This window comes from Streptomyces vastus, from assembly GCF_039532825.1.
Classification (GTDB): domain Bacteria; phylum Actinomycetota; class Actinomycetes; order Streptomycetales; family Streptomycetaceae; genus Streptomyces; species Streptomyces vastus.
In genome coordinates this window covers 286,875-304,391 of sequence record NZ_BAAASJ010000113.1, presented here as the reverse complement: position 1 = coordinate 304,391, position 17,517 = coordinate 286,875, and the positions used below count along the sequence as shown (strand labels likewise).

Annotated in this window: 12 protein-coding genes; 6 read left to right on the top strand and 6 right to left on the bottom strand. The window is 68.2% G+C overall.

Annotated features, from left to right (window positions below):
- Nucleotides 1-127 precede the first annotated feature (127 nt).
- Nucleotides 128-1,567: an AAA family ATPase gene (locus tag ABD357_RS36230; RefSeq protein WP_344395511.1), complete on the bottom strand. Its 1,440-nt coding sequence runs from the start codon at nucleotides 1,565-1,567 to the stop codon at nucleotides 128-130.
- 887 nt (nucleotides 1,568-2,454) lie between these two features.
- Complete coding sequence (locus ABD357_RS36225; protein ID WP_344395510.1) at nucleotides 2,455-3,951, bottom strand: recombinase family protein; 1,497 nt, start codon at nucleotides 3,949-3,951, stop codon at nucleotides 2,455-2,457.
- A 391-nt stretch (nucleotides 3,952-4,342) separates the two neighbouring features.
- Here ABD357_RS36225 and leuA point away from each other — a divergent pair, with 391 nt between their 5' ends.
- The 6 genes from leuA (at nucleotide 4,343) to ABD357_RS36195 (ending at nucleotide 12,291) form a co-directional block, all read left to right on the top strand.
- Nucleotides 4,343-6,064 (top strand): 2-isopropylmalate synthase, encoded by a 1,722-nt coding sequence (leuA, locus tag ABD357_RS36220; protein WP_344395509.1) that lies wholly within the window; start codon nucleotides 4,343-4,345, stop codon nucleotides 6,062-6,064.
- Between the two features lie 173 nt (nucleotides 6,065-6,237).
- The gene (locus ABD357_RS36215; RefSeq protein ID WP_425585156.1) at nucleotides 6,238-6,948 is read left to right on the top strand and encodes a TerB family tellurite resistance protein; all 711 of its coding nucleotides are present in this window, start codon (nucleotides 6,238-6,240) and stop codon (nucleotides 6,946-6,948) included.
- A gap of 208 nt (nucleotides 6,949-7,156) precedes the next feature.
- Nucleotides 7,157-9,271 (top strand): MMPL family transporter, encoded by a 2,115-nt coding sequence (locus ABD357_RS36210; protein WP_344395508.1) that lies wholly within the window; start codon nucleotides 7,157-7,159, stop codon nucleotides 9,269-9,271.
- 69 nt (nucleotides 9,272-9,340) lie between these two features.
- Nucleotides 9,341-10,594 carry a sensor histidine kinase gene (locus ABD357_RS36205; protein ID WP_344395506.1) on the top strand — a complete coding sequence of 418 codons (1,254 nt, stop codon included), beginning with the start codon at nucleotides 9,341-9,343 and terminating at the stop codon, nucleotides 10,592-10,594.
- Nucleotides 10,591-11,262, top strand: a complete 672-nt coding sequence (locus tag ABD357_RS36200; RefSeq protein ID WP_344395505.1) for a response regulator — start codon at nucleotides 10,591-10,593, stop codon at nucleotides 11,260-11,262. Before ABD357_RS36205 ends, ABD357_RS36200 begins: the two co-directional genes overlap by 4 nt.
- An 81-nt stretch (nucleotides 11,263-11,343) precedes the next feature.
- Nucleotides 11,344-12,291, top strand: a complete 948-nt coding sequence (locus ABD357_RS36195) for a DMT family transporter (RefSeq protein ID WP_344395504.1) — start codon at nucleotides 11,344-11,346, stop codon at nucleotides 12,289-12,291.
- A gap of 160 nt (nucleotides 12,292-12,451) precedes the next feature.
- On the opposite strand, the gene ABD357_RS36190 is transcribed toward ABD357_RS36195, so the two are convergent.
- The 4 genes from ABD357_RS36190 to ABD357_RS36175 are packed head-to-tail and all read right to left on the bottom strand — an operon-like array spanning nucleotide 12,452 to nucleotide 17,500.
- Nucleotides 12,452-13,387 (bottom strand): dihydrodipicolinate synthase family protein, encoded by a 936-nt coding sequence (locus ABD357_RS36190; RefSeq protein WP_344395503.1) that lies wholly within the window; start codon nucleotides 13,385-13,387, stop codon nucleotides 12,452-12,454.
- Nucleotides 13,388-13,410: 23 nt separating this feature from the next.
- The gene (locus ABD357_RS36185) at nucleotides 13,411-14,502 is read right to left on the bottom strand and encodes an oligopeptide/dipeptide ABC transporter ATP-binding protein (RefSeq protein WP_344395501.1); all 1,092 of its coding nucleotides are present in this window, start codon (nucleotides 14,500-14,502) and stop codon (nucleotides 13,411-13,413) included.
- An 8-nt stretch (nucleotides 14,503-14,510) separates the two neighbouring features.
- The gene (locus tag ABD357_RS36180) at nucleotides 14,511-16,541 is read right to left on the bottom strand and encodes a dipeptide/oligopeptide/nickel ABC transporter permease/ATP-binding protein (RefSeq protein WP_425585155.1); all 2,031 of its coding nucleotides are present in this window, start codon (nucleotides 16,539-16,541) and stop codon (nucleotides 14,511-14,513) included.
- A complete protein-coding gene (locus ABD357_RS36175) occupies nucleotides 16,538-17,500 on the bottom strand; it encodes an ABC transporter permease (protein ID WP_344395500.1) in 963 nt (320 codons plus the stop codon). Before ABD357_RS36175 ends, ABD357_RS36180 begins: the two co-directional genes overlap by 4 nt.
- Nucleotides 17,501-17,517 lie beyond the last annotated feature (17 nt).

Below are 17,517 nucleotides of genomic sequence, written 5' to 3'. Positions count from 1 at the left end.
AACGCCAACGTCGCCCGCATACGGTTCACTTCATGTGCGTCCACACACCCAACATGCTCCTGATCAGAACCAACGGAAAGACCTAACGGAGTCCTACTAGCGGCTAGCGGAAGCAATGCCGGTAGTGCTAGCCAGGCTGGCGGAAGCTAGCGGAACTAGCGGAATCATCAGTGATCTTTACGGCTGGCCGGAGATAGGCAGTGTTCTTTCCGCTGCCTGATTTCTCTAGTTCTCCCTGGTCGCAAAGGGTGCCTAGTGCATTCCTGGTCGTCGATGGGGGCAAGCCTGTCAGCTCCGCCATTTGCGCCGTTGTGATCGATTGCAGCGGTTCGAGCTGGCGGACTACTAGCAGAACGCGGTCAAGCGCGGTCGCCTGGGCGTTGATCACTTCCGACCAGTTAGCGGAACGGACGACCAGCGAACTGCACTGCGCCGAGTCGTGTTCCTGGTCGGCGGGCAGCCCGCAAAAGTGCTGCACCTGCATGCGGATGTTCCAGAAAAGATCATCCCTGTCGTCTTTCTGCTTCTTAATCGAGACCTTTGCAAAGCGCTCCGTTTCTGCGCCTGCCGCTTTAGCCACGTAAAGGACCGTGTCCGCAGCGCCGTACAGTGAGCCGTGCCCCCGCAATACGTCCGTTCCTTTTGTGGTGTGGTGCAGGGTGAGCACGCATGCGCCGGTTGCCAGGCGCAGCGCGGTAACCGCTTCAACGTATGTGCTCATGACTGACCCGTTCTCTTCCAGTCCGGGCGTAACTCGGGACTGAGTGTCAATCACAATGAGAGCTGGGCGGATCTCCTGGCAGATGGCTATTAGCTCATCTAGAAACCCTTCCTCCGTTATGCGTATCGCCATGGTGAGGAACTTCAATTGGCCGTCGAGAGACTTACCCGTCATTGCCTCCCAGGCGCGTTTACGCTTCGCCATGCCCGCCGATCCTTCAGCGGCGATGTAAAGGACAGGGCCCTGTTTCGTTGGCGCTCCTGCCCAGTCAACGCCTGCGCCCAGGGCAACGGATGCCGCTATGTCGAGCGCAACGAATGACTTGTAACAGCCGGGGTCGCCGTACATCCATGCAAGCGAGTCTTTCGCCAATAGAGAGTGAACGAGGTACTCAACCTTTATGTCATTTATATCGCCTGCATCGAAAAGGCTGCCTCTAAGGGTTGCCACGATTTCCGCCGACTTTTTGGCGGCATGCTTCTTACGGGCCCGTTCCTGACACTCGTAATAGTCGGCTAGCTCTGCCGCTTTCTCTTCAAGGACAAACTCGCGCTTACTCGCATCTACGAGCCTTACAATCTCGGCATCAAGTCCTTTCATCTCTTCTGGCAGATGATGGCCGATGCGCAGGATTAGCTGCTTTATGTCATCGCTGAATGAGTGGTAAGCCGAGTTATTCGGGTCTAGCCAGTACGCCAGCGCTATTCGCGCATCTATCCCTAGCTGTGTTATTTCCGGCGGCCCTGCATCCGGCGCCCGATTCGGCCTGATGCCGTCCGGGCAGCCTGGGAAGTTGCAGACTCCTTTGACCTGCCCGTGTTGGCACTGTTCGATTGGCTGTGTCACTCCTCGCCCCCGCTAATCCGGTCCTCTAGGACCGTCGGGAGTCGCCCAGCGGCTAGAGCTGCCCGTATCGCGTCGGGCACGTCTGTAAGGGCGCCCCGCAATACGGGGCAAGTGTCGTCGTGGCCAACATTCATGTGATAAATGCCGGACGGATCGCGCGTGACGCCGTTAACGCGTGAGTTGCAATGGCTGCATTTGTAGTTCCTCGCGTAATCCTTGATTGCTTTGGGTGGCCCTTTTGGCGCCGGCAACGGCTTCCTGGGCTTCTTTTTCTTGGGCATGTTTCAGCACTCCAAAATAGTCAGGTTCAATAGGCGCTACGTATTCAGTTGTTGTTCTTCCAACCGGCTGACGGCCGCTCTGCCCGTGTACAGGCTGCGGTGCGCCCTCTGTGCAGTTGTCAAGGTGCATTCGCTTCGGCCTAGATATGCGGTTGTTGGGCAGGGGTGATTACTCGACTGGAGGCAGTAGGGCGCGCAGTCGCTCGATTTGATCGGCGGTGAGGGGCGGGGCGCTTTCGACAACGCGCCTGATGCGCTCTTCCAGCGTGAGTGTCTTCAACTCCCGCTGTTCTTCGGTGATATCGGCGTTCGGATCTTGACGCCTGCGCCCAGCGATGCGGGCACGGAGTTTCGCCGTCTCGGGAGAGATAGGCACTGGAGACTCCGGAATATGTCCCGTCGGGACTAGGGGAGTGAGTCCGGCTGCGGTGTGCAGCAAAAACCCAGCCTACGCATATAGCTGGGAAAGGCAAGAAAAAGCTTGGAATTGCAGAGTCGGCCCACTCCACACCGGATTTGAGCACGCATGCGCGCGGCCCTGCACGGCCACCAGGCGCACGAAAGCGCCCCCGCCCAGGAAAGGGGCGGGGGCGCTGCTGTCCTGCGTTACGCGGCCGGTTGGGCCGTCTCGCGGTGCCACTCGATACGGTCGACCGGGTCAACACGCCTGCCCGCACCGACCGGCATGAGGCGTACCTCGCCCAGCACCGAGGGGGCCAGCACCATGCGCGCTACGGCACGCCGTGCCGCCACAGGAGCGGCGAACCAGCGCCGTGCAACATCCTTACCGGGCGTGATCATGTCGGCGAGTTGCGCGGGCGCTCTCAGCTTCTGTTCCTCGGACTGAAGACGCGCAATGTCCTCGGTGAGGGAATCGACCAGGCGGCCCATGGCGAGCGCCTCGCCCACCGTGGCCGTCTTGGTGCGCTCCGCCTCGCTCCGCTCGCCCTTCAATTGCTCTATCTCGGCGCGGATCTCCTCGGCGCGCGCCTCATCCTCCGGGGCCGCGGTGAACGCCGCGTAGACCCGGCTCTCGTCGGCGAGGAACGCGAGGATCACGCCCGGCTGCTCCTCGGTGCCGATCAGGAACTCATCAATGCGCGCACGGGGGATGCGGATACATCCGTGTTCGCGGCAGTCGTAGCACGGTGTGCCCTTGACCTGTACGGCGCGCATGGGGCCGCCGCACTTCCCGCACCGGATGATCCGGGTCAGCTCATGCTGAGCGCGGCCGTCCGGACGCCGCTTCTGGCTCTGCGTCCTGGTGTTGAGCATGCGCACCACTGCCCGGTAATCCGCCTCAGAGACAAGCCCCTTCCACGTTCCGGGCCGCTCTGTGCCATGGTGCGAGCGGATACCGGCATACGCAGTCTTGACGGCCATACTCCGCAGGTGCTGCGGCACGAACGGGCGCCCCGAAGCGTTGCGGATGCCCCGCTCGGCGAAGTCACGCGCGATGGCGCCCATGGCGTGCCCGGCTTTGATCCGCCGGAACAGTTCACGGACTACGTCGGCCCGGCTCAGGCCCGGAATGGCTTCGGTCGTGTCGGCTATCCAGTCCGTGAGCTTGCCTGTGCGCGTGTCGTGCACGGGCACGTAGCCGTAGGGGGCGCGGCCGGTCGGACGGCCGTCCGCGGCATTCGAGGCGGCATTACGCGCGGTGCGAGTGTGGACCTTGTACGACTCGTACTGAGAGTCCACGGCGTCTTCCTGCAAGCTGCGGACATCGCGGCCGTTGCGCGGGTCGTAGGTGCGTCCATGGCTGGTCACATGGATGAGTTTGCCCTGTTCCTCGCACAGCTCGATGAGGTGCGCCCATTCTGAGACCTTGCGGCTGCCACGGCTGGACTCCCAGATGATCAGAACGTCGTCGGTGAACGCGCCGGAAGTCAGGTCCGTGACCAGTCGCGCGAAGTCGCCGCGCTTCTTCCGGCCGTACTTGCTGGCCGATATGCCGTCATCGATGTACGGGGCGGCACTGATCATGATGCGGTGCGTCTCAGCGCTGCGGATGTTGTCGGCGTGCTGCTCCTCGCAGGACTGCCCCTTCTTCTTGCTGACTCGGAGGTATTCCCTGCCGCTGAGCTGCTGTGTTGTCGTCATGCGTCACAGCATGACAGAGAGGTCCCCTTCTGACTGTGTTCCCTTCGCTCGACCGGGGGGACCCCCATGACCGGGGGGACCCCCATGACCGGGGGGACCCCCATCGCGGCGGAGCCGCACATTGGTACGGCCCCGCGCCCCTAGGGGGCGCCTTCGGTGGGCCTATGTGACCTTGTGCACCTTTTGTGCAGTACGTCTCCCCGGTCCCGCATACTGATACGAACCCCCGTCCGGAGGCAGGCTCCGCTAGCATTCTTCGCATCATGCGTTTCGGGCTGCTTCTCCTTAGCTGCCGCGGCGAGGGCCTGTAGTCGAGGCCGACCCCCTCCCCGCGGAGTCTGGCGTTGCGCCGTCGGCCGTCCTTCCGGACACCACGAGGAGCCCACGCATCATGGCGAACCGCCAGCAGCCCACGTCCATGCCGATCCACAAGTACCGCCCGTACGACCAGGTCGACATCCCCGACCGCACGTGGCCCGACAACCGGATCACCGTCGCCCCCCGCTGGCTCTCCACGGACCTGCGCGACGGCAACCAGGCCCTGATCGACCCCATGTCGCCCGCCCGCAAGCGTGAGATGTTCGATCTGCTGGTGAGGATGGGCTACAAGGAGATCGAGGTCGGGTTCCCCGCTTCCGGGCAGACCGACTTCGACTTCGTACGCTCGATCATCGAGGAAGAGGGCGCGATCCCCGATGACGTCACGATCTCCGTACTGACCCAGGCCCGCGAGGACCTGATCGAGCGGACCGTGGAGTCGCTGGTCGGTGCGAAGCGCGCCACCGTGCACCTGTACAACGCCACGGCGCCTGTGTTCCGCCGCGTCGTCTTCCGCGGCTCGAAGGACCAGATCAAGCAGATCGCGGTCGACGGTACGCGGCTGGTCATGGAGTACGCCGAGAAGCTGCTGGACGAGCGGACGACCTTCGGCTACCAGTACAGCCCCGAGATCTTCACCGACACCGAGCTGGACTTCGCCCTGGAAGTCTGCGAGGCCGTCATGGACGTCTGGCAGCCCGGCCCGGACCGCGAGATCATCCTCAACCTGCCCGCCACCGTGGAGCGTTCGACCCCCTCCACGCACGCGGACCGCTTCGAGTGGATGTCGCGCAACCTGTCGCGCCGCGAGTACGTCTGTCTGTCCGTCCACCCGCACAACGACCGCGGTACGGCGGTCGCGGCGGCCGAGCTGGCGCTGATGGCCGGCGCCGACCGCATCGAGGGCTGCCTGTTCGGGCAGGGCGAGCGCACCGGCAACGTCGACCTGGTCACCCTGGGCATGAACCTGTTCTCGCAGGGCGTCGACCCGCAGATCGATTTCTCGAACATCGACGAGGTCCGGCGCACCGCCGAGTACTGCAACCAGATGGAGGTCCACGCCCGCCACCCGTACGTCGGCGACCTCGTCTACACCTCCTTCTCCGGCTCCCACCAGGACGCCATCAAGAAGGGCTTCGACGCGATGGAGGCGTCCGCGAAGGAGCAGGGCAAGACGGTCGACGACATCGAGTGGGCGGTTCCGTATCTGCCCATCGACCCCAAGGATGTCGGCCGCTCGTACGAGGCGGTCATCCGCGTCAACTCGCAGTCCGGCAAGGGTGGTATCGCCTACGTCCTGAAGAACGACCACAAGATGGACCTGCCGCGCCGGATGCAGATCGAGTTCTCGAAGATCATCCAGGCGAAGACGGACGCCGAGGGCGGCGAGGTCACGCCGAAGGACATCTGGGCGATCTTCCAGGACGAGTACCTGCCGAACCCCGCGAACGCCTGGGGCCGTATCCAGCTGAAGAACGGCCAGTCCACCACCGACAGGGACGGTGTGGACACGCTGACCGTCGAGGCCGAGGTGGACGGCGCCGAGACCACCCTGGTGGGTACGGGCAACGGCCCGATCTCCGCGTTCTTCCACGCGCTGCAGGGCATCGGCGTCGACGCCCGGCTGCTCGACTACCAGGAGCACACGATGAGCGAGGGCGCCTCCGCGCAGGCAGCCTCGTACATCGAGGTCGCGATCGGCGACAAGGTCCTGTGGGGGATCGGCATCGACGCGAATACGACACGCGCCTCGCTGAAGGCGGTCGTCTCCGCGGTCAACCGCGCGACGCGATAAGCCCGTTCACCTGCTTTTCTCCGGCCCCGTCCGCCACCTCGGCGGGCGGGGCCGCGGCGCGATAACCGGCCATGTCGCCGAGTGGCCTCGTACGGGGTACTGACTCCACGTCGACAATGTGGCTAACATCACGCCAGCGCGGCGATGGTGCCGCGGGGTCAGGGAGGTGCGACGTGCTGCCAGGATGGGGACGAAACAGCCGGTTTGTCCGCGCTCGCGCGCTCGGCGTTTCCCGCGTCCTGGGGACCCGTACCGCGTGGACCACGGTCGGTGACGGCGAGTTCTTCTGCCCCGGCTGCGGAGGCGACCGCAACTACCAGCGCCTCGCAGGCCGCCGCCGCTTCACCCTGCTCGGCATGCCGGTCCTGCCGCGCGGCGCCACCGGACCCGTCGTGGAGTGCGCCGCCTGCCGACACCACTTCGGCGCGGACGTCCTCGACCACCCCACCACCATCCGCTTCTCCGCGATGCTGCGCGACGCCGTCCACACCGTCGCGCTCGCGATCCTGGCCGCGGGCGGCACCTGCTCCCGTACGTCCCTGGAGACAGCCGCCGACGCCGTACGCGCGGCCGGCTTCGAGGACTGCACCGAGGACCAGCTCGCCGCGCTCGTCGAGGCCCTCGCCGCCGACACCGGCCGCGTCCACGGCGGACCCTGCGGACCGGGCCTGGCCATAGAACTCCACGAGGCGCTGGACCCGCTGGCCCCGCACCTCGCCCCCACCGGCCGTGAGTCGATCCTCCTCCAGGGCGCCCGCATCGCCCTCGCCGACGGCCCGTACACCCCCGCCGAACGCGACGCCCTCGCGACCGTGGGCGCGGCGCTGACGATCTGCTCGGACGATGTGACGAGGCTGCTGGCTGCGGCACGTACGCCGTCGTAAGGGGCAAGAGCCGTACGGGTGCGGGCGCAGGACCGGTGGCACAGACGCCCTACTACCGCCGACGGCGCTACTCCCCGGGGAGTAATCCGCCCCCTCAGTCACCCCCGGCAGTACCCCCGAAGTCGCCCTGACGCGCGACGATTCCGGCCCTTCGCGCCGGGAGTCTGGTGGATGTCCAGACGCCCGTCCAAGGGAGGGGGATCCCGCCATGGGGCCCGAGAACCACGGGAAACCCGCAAAGACAACCACGCGTACGCGGCGACGAGCCGTGCCCTGGGTGCTGCTCGGGCTCTGGGTGGCCGTGCTCGCCTTGACCTCGCCGTTCGCGTCCAAGCTGTCCGATGTGCAGCACGACCGAGCCGTCGACTATCTGCCGGCGAGCGCGGACTCCACCCAAGTCGCCAAGATCCAGGAGCAGTTGCCCGGCGGCGAGACCACCGAGCTGGTGCTCGTCTACCACCGGGACGGCGGGCTGACCACCGCCGACCGTGAGACGGCGGCCCAGCAGGTCGAGGAGATCGCGGGCGCGGGCCGGCTGACCGGAACCCCCAGGGGCGTACCGTCCGAGGACGGGACCACCTTGATGTACCCGGTCGCCAGCAACGAACCGGGAATCGACGAGAAGCTCCGGGACGAGTTCGTCAACGACGTACGCGATGTCGCCCAGGGGGACGGCGGGCTGAGCGTCGAGGTGGGCGGCCAGGGGGCGCTGGCCACCGACGCGAGCGAGGTGTACGAATCGCTCGACGGGCCGCTGCTCTACACCACCGTCGGCGTGGTCGCGCTCCTGCTGATCCTCATCTACCGCAGCCCGCTGCTGTGGCTCGTTCCGCTCACCGTCGCGGGCGTCGCCAACTACCTCTCGACGGGTGTCGCCTACGGCCTCAACTCGGCCTTCGGCACGACCATTTCCGGCCAGAGCACCGGCATCATGACGATCCTCGTGTTCGGCGCGGGCACCGACTACGCGCTGCTGCTGATCGCCCGCTACCGGGAGGAACTGCGGCGCATCGAGCGGCCGTACGACGCCATGCGGGCCGCCCTGCGCGGCTGCGGCCCCGCCGTTCTCGCCTCGTCCGGCACGGTCGCCGCGGGACTGCTGTGCCTGCTGGCCGCCGACCTCAACAGCAGCCGCGGTATGGGGCCGCTGGGCACCGTCGGCGTCCTGTGCGCGCTCCTCGCCATGCTGACGCTGTTGCCCGCGCTCCTCGTACTGCTGGGCCGTCGCGTGTTCTGGCCGATGGTGCCCGCGTTCGGGAGCCGGCCGAAGGAGCGCAGGTCGCTGTTCACCGCGATGGGCAGCTCGGCCGGGCGTCGGCCGCTGGCCGTGCTCGCGGGCGGTGTGGTCCTGCTCGGCGCGCTCGCGACGGGCATGCTGAACCTGCCCGGAGCGGTCAAGCAGGAGGACTCCTTCGTCGACAAGCCGGAAGCGGTCGTCGCGATGGAGACGCTCGCCGCCGCCTATCCCGAGCAGAGCACCCAGCCGATCAACGTGATCACTCCCAGCGGGCAGGCCGACGAGACGTTGGCGGCGGTGCGAGAGCATGACGGCGTCGCAAGCGCCGAGCGCGGACGCAGCGGGGACGGCTGGACGGAGATCTCCGTGATCGCCGAGGACCCGCCCCAGTCGGCGGGCGAGACCGCGACGATCGAGTCCCTGCGCTCGCAGCTCGACGGGTCCTACCTCGGAGGCCCGAGCGCCGAGCAACTCGACCTGAAGGACACCAACGCCAGCGACACCAAGGTCGTCGTGCCGCTCGTCCTCGGCTCCGTGCTGCTGATCCTGATCGCGTTGCTGCGCAGCGTGGTCGCCCCGCTGCTGCTGGTGGCCGCCGTGGCCGCCGTGTGGGGCGCGGCGCTCGGCATCGGCGGACTGGTCTTCGGCCCGGTCTTCGGCTTCGAGGGAACCGATCCCGGACTCGGACTGCTCTCCTTCGTGTTCCTCGTCGCCCTCGGCGTCGACTACGGCATCTTCCTCATGCACCGGATGCGCGAGGAATCCCTGTCCGGCAAGGAACCCGTGGCCGCCGCGCTCACCGCGCTGCGGACGACGGGGGGCGTCATCGCCTCCGCGGGCCTCGTCCTCGCCGCGACCTTCGCGGTACTGCTGAACATGGGCCTGGTGCAGCTGGTCGAGCTGGGCTTCGTGATCTCGGTCGGGGTGCTGCTGGACACCTTCCTCGTACGGACGTACCTGGTGACCAGCGCCAGTGTCGCCCTGCGGCGGAAGGTGTGGTGGCCGGGCCGACTGTCGCGCGAACCGGAGCCGGACACTGACACACAGGAGCCGCCGCGACAGCAGGAGCCCGTCGCAGTTCCGTAGACACCCGCGGGCGTCCCTTCCACTCCCTGCCACTGCCGGAGGGACGCCCGCCTGACGGAAGATGGAGCAGTGCCGCGTCCCCAATCCCTCATCGAGCGCGCCCTGACCGCCGTCAACCACCCTCCGGCGGTCCCCTCCCTGCGCAACGACGCACACCTCGCCGCCGCAGTGGCCGCCCTCGCCACCGTCATGGCCCTCTTCCTCAAGGACGGGCGCGACCCCGACCTCCTCGGGTGGACGCTGCTGCTCGGCGCGAACGTCCCGCTGATCTGGCGCCGGCGCCACCCCATGACCGCGATGCTGGCCGTGGTGGCCTGCATCGCCCCGTACCACGCGCTCGACTACACCCACAGCGCCCCCGTCCCGGCGACCCTGCTCGCGCTCTACACCGTCGCCGTCACCGGCAGCGCCCGCCGCACCCTGCTCATCGGGACCGTCCTCATCGGCATGACCCTCACCGTCAACGCGGTCACCAATCCGGACGGACTCGCCGAGATCATCCGCATCACCGGCTGGCTCATCTCCGTACTGCTCCTCGGCGGCTACATCCGCGTCCACCGCCAGTACCTCGCCTCCGCCCTGGAACGCGCCGAACGCGCCGAACGCACCCGCGAGGAGGAGGCCCGCCGCCGGGTCGCCGAGGAGCGGCTGCGCATCGCACGCGACCTGCACGACCTGCTCGCGCACAGCATCACGCTCATCGGCGTGCAGACCTCCGTAGCCGCCCACGTACTGGCCGCCGACCCGGACCGCCTCGACCGCCAGGCCGTCGCGAAGGCGCTCGACGACATCGCCGACACCTGCCGCACCGCCCGCGGCGAACTCCGCACCACCCTCGAGGTGCTGCGCGCCTCCGAGCACGGCGACGGCCGCGGACCGCTGCCCGGCCTCGACGGCATCGCCCACCTGGCGGAGACCGCCCGCACCGCCGGGGCACGGGTCGATGTGACCGTACGGGCCGACCGCGCGCCGCCCGCCGTGGGCGCCGCCGCGTACCGCATCGTGCAGGAGGCGCTGACCAACTCGGTACGGCACGGGGGGCCGGGGCTCTCGATCCAGGTGCACGTGTACGAGAAGGACGGCGCCCTGCACGTCTCGGTCGCCGACGACGGCACCGGGCCGTGCTCCACGGACACCCCAGGGTTCGGTCTCGTCGGGATGCGGGAGCGGGCGCGGAGTGTGGGCGGCACACTGGACGCCGGGCCGGGGACCGGCGGGGGGTTCGAGGTGAGTGCCGTACTGCCTGAGCTGCCTGTACCGCCCCAGCCGCCCCCGCCGCCCGCGTCATCCGCCCCGTCCATGCGCCGAGAAGAGGCCCGATGACCCTGATTCGTGTTCTGCTCGCCGACGATCAGACCCTCGTACGGTCCGCCTTCGCGATGCTCGTCAAGTCGGCCGGGGACATGGAGGTCGTGGGGCAGGCGGGTACTGGGCGGGAGGCTGTGGAGCTGGCTCGGTCGGAGCGGGCGGATCTGGTGGTGATGGACATCCGCATGCCGGACCTCGACGGGATCGAGGCGACCCGGGTCATCGCCGCCGACGAGGATCTTGCCGGGGTCAAGGTCCTCGTCCTGACGACGTACGACACCGACGAGCACATCGTCGAGGCGCTGCGGGCCGGAGCCTCCGGGTTTCTTGTGAAGGACACGAAGCCTGCCGAACTCCTCGACGCGATCCGTACGGTGGCCGCGGGCGAGTCGCTCCTGTCGCCCGGGCCGACCTCGCGGCTGATCGCCCGTTTCCTGCGGTCGCCGCATGCCGTGGCTCCCGCGGCGGGCGGTCCCGAGGAGCTCTCCGAGCGGGAGCGGCAGGTGCTGGCCCTTGTCGCGCGCGGGCTCAACAACACCGAGATCGCTGAGGCGTTGGGGCTCAGTCCGCTGACCGCGAAGACCCATGTCAGCCGGATCATGGGGAAGTTGGGGGCGCGGGATCGGGCGCAGTTGGTGATGGTGGCGTATGAGTCGGGGCTGGTGATTCCGGGCGAGGTGTGACGGCGCGGCGGAACGCGTGGTGCATGAGCCAGAGGCCGAAGGCATTTCCCACCCGAGCACATGGTCACTAGTTTCGGAGGCATGACTGGTGCCGAGATCTCCGAGACACCCGACACCTCCTCGACGGGCCGGGCGGTCTCCCTCTCACACGGTCCTCTCCCGGTGCGGGAGAGCGTGCTGCTCGGGCTGGCCGTGTTGGGCGTCTCGGCCACCGGACCACTCGCAGCCGCCGCGCAGGCCCCGGCACTGGCAATCGCCTTCTGGCGGAACGCCGCCGCGAGCACCGTCCTATTGGGTGGCCTGGCCTTTCGCCGCAGGGAACGCAGGCCGGACGGGGCGGACCGGAGCGCGATGCGGCTGTCCCTGCTCTCCGGGGTGTTCCTCGCCGGGCATTTCGCGACCTGGATTCCCAGTCTCACCATGACGTCGGTGGCCGCCTCGACCGCCCTGGTGTGTGCGGCGCCCCTGTGGTCCGGCCTCATCGCGCGCATGCGCGGGGCGCGGCTTGGCGGTCGTGTGTGGGCCGGGATGGCGCTGGCGCTGGTCGGCGTCCTCCTCATCGGTGGAGCCGACTTCCAGACCTCATCCACCGCGCTGGCCGGTGATCTGCTCGCCCTGACCGGGGCGTTGTGCATGGCCGCTTATCTGACGGTCGGGGAGTCCGCGCGCAGGGTGGTGGACACGGCGACGTACGCGAGGACCAGTTACGCCGCCGCAGCCGTGCTCCTGCTGGTGACGTGTCTGCTTTCCGGCAGTGCCCTGTTCGGCTACTCCGCGCACACCTGGCTGCTGCTGGCCGCGCTCACGGTGTGCGGCCAGCTCATCGGTCATACGCTCTTCAACCGGTCCCTGAAGCTCCTCAACGGGCACACCGTCGCCACGATCACCCTTCTCGAGGTCCCCGGCGCCGCGCTCCTGGCCGCCGTATGGCTCGGCCAGACCCCGTCACCGGCCGTCGTCGTCGGTATCGTGGTGGTCTTGCTGGGTGTCCACATGGCGATCCGCGCCCAGCGCACCCGCACCGGCTGATGCGGCGTCAGTGCACCCGGCGTGGGCGTACGGGGCCGGTCGCTGGAAGTCCGGTGCCGCTGGGAGCGGTTGTGTCCTCGGGACTGCGGAGCCCCAGCCGGGGGCCCAGGGGCGGAGCCCATGGCTTCGGGAAGGGGGCGGGCTTGGGAAGAAAAACTCCCTACAGCAACCCCGCCCCGGCCAAAAACTTCCCCACCCGCTCAACCTCCCCCGCTGACAACGCAACCTGCGGCTCCGCCGTAACCGGACACTCAATAACCCCCCGCAAATGCAGCGCCGCCTTGAACGCCCCGAGGCCCGACGAACTGCCGCCCATCCGAGCGGAATCCCCCACCCGCACCATCCCGAACAACGCACACAACCGCTCTTGCTCGGCCCTGGCCCTCTCCCAGTCCCCCTCCCGGCAGAGCCGGTAGAGGCGTACGTACCCCTGAGGATCCACGTTCGCCAACCCCGGCACCGCCCCATCCGCGCCCATCGCCAGCGCTGTGTCGACGACACGCTCGGACCCGGTCAGCACACTGAACCCGGCCACAGCGGGATCCATTCGCGCCCCCATCACAACGGCCCGGAACCCGCCCTCGTCCCCGCTGGAATCCTTCAAACCGGCCAGCACCCCGTCCGCTGCCAGCTCCAGCACCGACTCCGCACTCAGCTTGGTATGGACGGACGCCGGAAGGTCGTACGCGAAGACCGGCACCGAAGACCGCGAAGCGATGAGGCGGTAGTGGCGGGAGACCTCCGCCGGATGCGTCCGCGTGTAGAACGGCGCCGTGACGACCACCGCATCGGCACCCGCATCCGTGACGTACCGGACGTGATCGAGAACCCGGGGAGTCGTCATGTCGATGGCACCCGCGAGAATGGGCAGCTGACCACCCACGTGGGCGACGACCGTTTCGACGACAAGACGCCGATGACGGTCGGTCAGGTACGCGGCTTCGGACGAAGAGCCGAGGACGAAGAGCCCGTGCACCCCGCCCTCCACCAGGTGATCGACAAGCCTGAGAAGCGAGGGTACGTCCACCTCGCGGTCCGGTGTCAGGGGCGTGCAGACGGGTGGAACGACACCGGTCAGCGGGGCGGAAAGGGTCATCAAGGGCTCCCTGTACTGCTGCTTTATGACTTCTCGACGGGGCCATCGGCCATGGCGGTGGCCTCCGGAACCGCGGTGGCGGCCTGCGCCACCAGCTCACGTGTCGACTGCTCCTCCTCCACAGGATGATGGCAGCGGAAGCGATGCCCGGGACTCGACGCGTCCGCGAAGCCGGGCATGATCTCGGCGCACCGGGAGTCGGCCTTCCAGCAGCGCGTACGGAAGGGGCAGCCGCTCGGGGGACGGGTCGCCGACGGGACGGGTCCCACCAGTGGAATCGGGTCGATCGGGTCCAGCAGGCCGGGGGTCGCGGAGAACAGCGCGCGGGTGTACGGATGCCGGGCCCGATCCGTCACCTCGTCGGCGGGTGACTCCTCGACGATCCGCCCCAGATACATCGTGATGACGCGGTCGCTCATCCGCCGCACGGTCTGGATGTCGTGCGAGACGAAGACGAGGGCGAGTCCGAGGCGTTCCTTCAGGTCCAGGAGCAGGTTGAGGATCTGGGCGCGTACCGACACGTCCAGCGCGCTTGTCGGTTCGTCCGCCACGACCAGGTCCGGTTCGAGCGCCAACGCACGTGCGATCGCCACGCGCTGACGCTGGCCGCCGGAGAGCTGTCCGGGGAGTCCTTCGGCCAGTACGCGCGGGAGTCCGACCAGGGACATCAACTCCCGTACACATTCCTCCCGTTGCCCGCCCGTGCCCCGCCTGTGCACATCGAGCGGGTCGCGCAGGATCTGCCGTACCGTCAGGCGGCGGTTCAGGGCGGTCGACGGGTCCTGGAAGATCATGCCGGTGTGGGCGCCGACCGTGGCCCGCCGCTCGGCCGGCTTCATCGTCCACAGGTCACGGCCGCGGAAGGACACCGTCCCGGACGTCGGCTTCTGTACGCCCACCAGGACCTTGGCGAGCGTCGACTTGCCGCAGCCGGACTCGCCGACGACGCCCACCGTCTCGCCGGGCGCGATGGCGAGATCGGCGCCGGTGAGGGCGTACACGCGATCGCGCGAGAACAGGCCGCCGGTGCGCGCCTTGTGGACGACGTGGGTGTCGGAGAGCGTGATGACGGGGCCGGCTTCAGGGTCCTGCGTCGCCTCACCGTCCCGCTTCATGGCCTCGCTCAATTCACGGCCTCGCTTTCCGTCGTGCTTCCCGCCGGCTCGGTCGTCGTGGTCGTGGCCAGGGGGAGTGCCGGGTGGTGGCAGGCGACCTCGTGGTGTCGGTGCGGGCCGGCCAGCCGGGGCGCGGTCGTACGGCACACCTCGGTCGCCATCGGGCAGCGGTCGGAGAACCGGCACCCCGCCGGGAAGTCGGCCGGGGAGGGGACGACGCCCTTGATCTGCGTCATCCGTTCGGCCGCCCCCTCCAGGGACAGGACACTGCCCAGCAGCCCGCGCGTGTAGTGGTGGGAGGGCGACTCCACCAGGTCCGCCGTCACCCCCGACTCCACGATCTGGCCGCCGTACATCACCACGACCCGGTCGGTGACGTCCGCGATGAGCGCGAGGTCGTGGGAGACGAGGATCAGCGCGAAGTCCAGCTCTTCGCGCAGCCGCAGCAGCAGTTCGATGATCTGTGCCTGGACCGTGACGTCCAGGGCTGTGGTCGGCTCGTCGGCGACGATCAGCTTCGGCTGGCGGGAGAGGGCCATGGCGATCAGTACGCGCTGGCGCTGGCCGCCGGACAGTTCGTGCGGGTAGCTGCGCAGGGTGCGTTCCGGGTCGAGGCCGACCAGTTCCAGGAGTTCGGCGCCCGTGCGCTTGCCGCCGCGCCGTATCACCTGCCCCAGCTGGGCGCGGATCGTCATCGCCGGGTTCAGGGACGACAGGGCGTCCTGGTAGATCATCGCCATGTCGTGGCCGAGGAGCTTGCGCCGTACGCGCATCGGTTCGCCGACCAACTGCCGCTGGTTGAAGCGGACATGGCCGCGTACCCGGGCGCCCTTCGGCTCAAGCCCCATCACCGCGAGCGCGGTCAGCGACTTGCCGCAGCCCGACTCGCCGACCAGGCCGAGCACTTCACCGGGCTGTACGTCGAAACTGATGCCGTCGACGATGTCCACACCCCCGTGGCGGGCATCGAAGCCGATGGCCAGGTTCTCGACGGCGAGCACCGGCTGCCCCTCGCGCAGGGGCCGGGCCCGTGAACGCAGCCGCTGGGCCGCCTCCGTGAGCCCCGGCAGTTCGAGGACCTTGCCGCTGCCCGGCTCGGGGGCCTCCAGGCGGTCCTTCTCCACGGACGTACGCGCCGCCTCGACGTCGCGTGCCGTGGGCGCGGCCCAGGCATCCGACACGCCCTCGGAGAGGATGTTCAGCGACAGCACCGTGATCAGCATCAGCAGCCCGGGGAACACGGTCGCCCACCAGCCGCCGGTCAGCACCATGTTCTTGCCGTCGGCGATGACGCTGCCCCAGGACGGGTCCGGGGGCCGCACGCCCGCGCCGATGAACGACAGCGACGCCTCGAAGACGATGGCCTCGGCGACCTGCACCGTGCAGAACACCAGCACCGGGGCGGCGCAGTTGATGGCGACGTGCTTCAGCACGATGTGCGAGGTGCGCGCCCCTATGACGCGTTCCGCGGTCACGTAGTCCTCGCCGTACTGGTCCATCACATTGGCCCGTACGACCCGTGCGATGGGCGGTGTGTAGAGGAACGCGATCGCGCCGATGAGGACCGGGATGCTGCCGCCGAACACCGCGATGAGCACGGCCGCGAGCGCGATGCCCGGGAACGCCATGACGACGTCCAGGCAGCGCATCACCGTCTCGTCGACCGCCTTGCGCGAGGTCGCCGCGATCGCGCCGAGGACCGCGCCCACGACGAGCGCGAGCCCGGTCGCGCCGAGACCGATCGCCAGCGACCAACGAGCCCCGTACATCAGCCTGCTGAGGATGTCGCGGCCCAGGCTGTCCTGGCCCATCCAGTGCTCACCGGAGGGCGCGCCCTCGCCGTGACCGTTGTCGATCACGGTGGCCTGGTCGAGCGGGTCGTGCGGGGCGATCAGCGGCGCGAGCAGAGCCGTCAGGACGACGATCCCGATGACGACGACCGCGACCCGCGACATCACGGGAAGGCGACTGAATCCCCTCAGCCGGATACCCGGCCGCGAGAGGGCCTCGGTCATCCGCTTCCGAGACGGCGGCATCATGCTTCGGCACCCCTCAGACGTGGGTTGACCAGCAGATAGAGGATGTCGATGACGAGGTTCACGATCACGAACCCGAAGGCGGTCGTCAGGACGACGCCCTGCACGACGGCCGGGTCACCGTTCTTCACGGCGTCGATCATCAGCTTCCCCATCCCCGGCAGCGAGAAGATCGTCTCGATGACGACGGCGCCGCCGAGCAGATAGCCGACCTGGAGTCCGAGCACGGTCATCGGGTTGATCAGCGCGTTGCGCAGTACGTTCCGGCCGACCACGACCACCGGTGGCAGACCACTGCCGACGGCCGTCCGTACGTAGTCCTTGTCCAGCTCCTCGACCACGGCGGTCCGTACGATCCGGGTGAGCTTCGCGGCGACCGGCAGCGACAGCGCGAACGCCGGCAGCGTCATGGTCTTCAGCCAGCCGCTGAACGAGTCCGCCGGGTTGACGTATCCGCTGGTCGGGAACCAGCCCAGGTCCACCGCCAGGTACTGGATCATCAGCAGCGCCAGCCAGAAGCCGGGCGCCGCGACACCGGTCAGCGAGACGACCCGGATCAGTTGGTCGGGCAGCCGGTCCCGGTAGATCGCGGCGGTGACCCCACCGAGCAGGGACAGCACCACCGCGATGCCGAGCCCCATGAACGTCAGCTGCATGGTGAGCGGCAACGCGGTGGTGACCTGCTCGACAACCGGCGCCCTGGTCAGCGCGCTGACGCCCATGTCGCCCCGGGCCAGGTCCGCGACGAAGCCGACGTAACGCACCGGGAGCGGGTCGAGCAGCCCGTTGCGCTCCCGGAAGTCGTGCAGCTGTTCCTCGGTGGGGTTGGCGCCCTGGAAATACGCGGACGCCGGATCGCTGTCCGAGAACCGCATCACGAGAAACACGAACAGGACGATGCCGAGTACGAGCGGGACGAGCAGGGCAATGCGGCGAGCCAGAATCCTGACGATCGCGACCACGTACGGCTCTCCTTGCT

What these genes read in the sequence shown, in the direction of transcription:
- ABD357_RS36195 (WP_344395504.1), top strand. Translation starts at nt 11,344, where the DNA reads ATGACTGGTGCCGAGATCTCCGAGACACCCGACACCTCCTCGACGGGC.
- ABD357_RS36200 (WP_344395505.1), top strand. Translation starts at nt 10,591, where the DNA reads ATGACCCTGATTCGTGTTCTGCTCGCCGACGATCAGACCCTCGTACGG.
- ABD357_RS36210 (WP_344395508.1), top strand. Translation starts at nt 7,157, where the DNA reads ATGGGGCCCGAGAACCACGGGAAACCCGCAAAGACAACCACGCGTACG.
- ABD357_RS36190 (WP_344395503.1), bottom strand. Translation starts at nt 13,387, where the DNA reads ATGACCCTTTCCGCCCCGCTGACCGGTGTCGTTCCACCCGTCTGCACG.
- ABD357_RS36180 (WP_425585155.1), bottom strand. Translation starts at nt 16,541, where the DNA reads ATGATGCCGCCGTCTCGGAAGCGGATGACCGAGGCCCTCTCGCGGCCG.
- leuA (WP_344395509.1), top strand. Translation starts at nt 4,343, where the DNA reads ATGGCGAACCGCCAGCAGCCCACGTCCATGCCGATCCACAAGTACCGC.
- ABD357_RS36225 (WP_344395510.1), bottom strand. Translation starts at nt 3,951, where the DNA reads ATGACGACAACACAGCAGCTCAGCGGCAGGGAATACCTCCGAGTCAGC.
- ABD357_RS36185 (WP_344395501.1), bottom strand. Translation starts at nt 14,502, where the DNA reads ATGAAGCGGGACGGTGAGGCGACGCAGGACCCTGAAGCCGGCCCCGTC.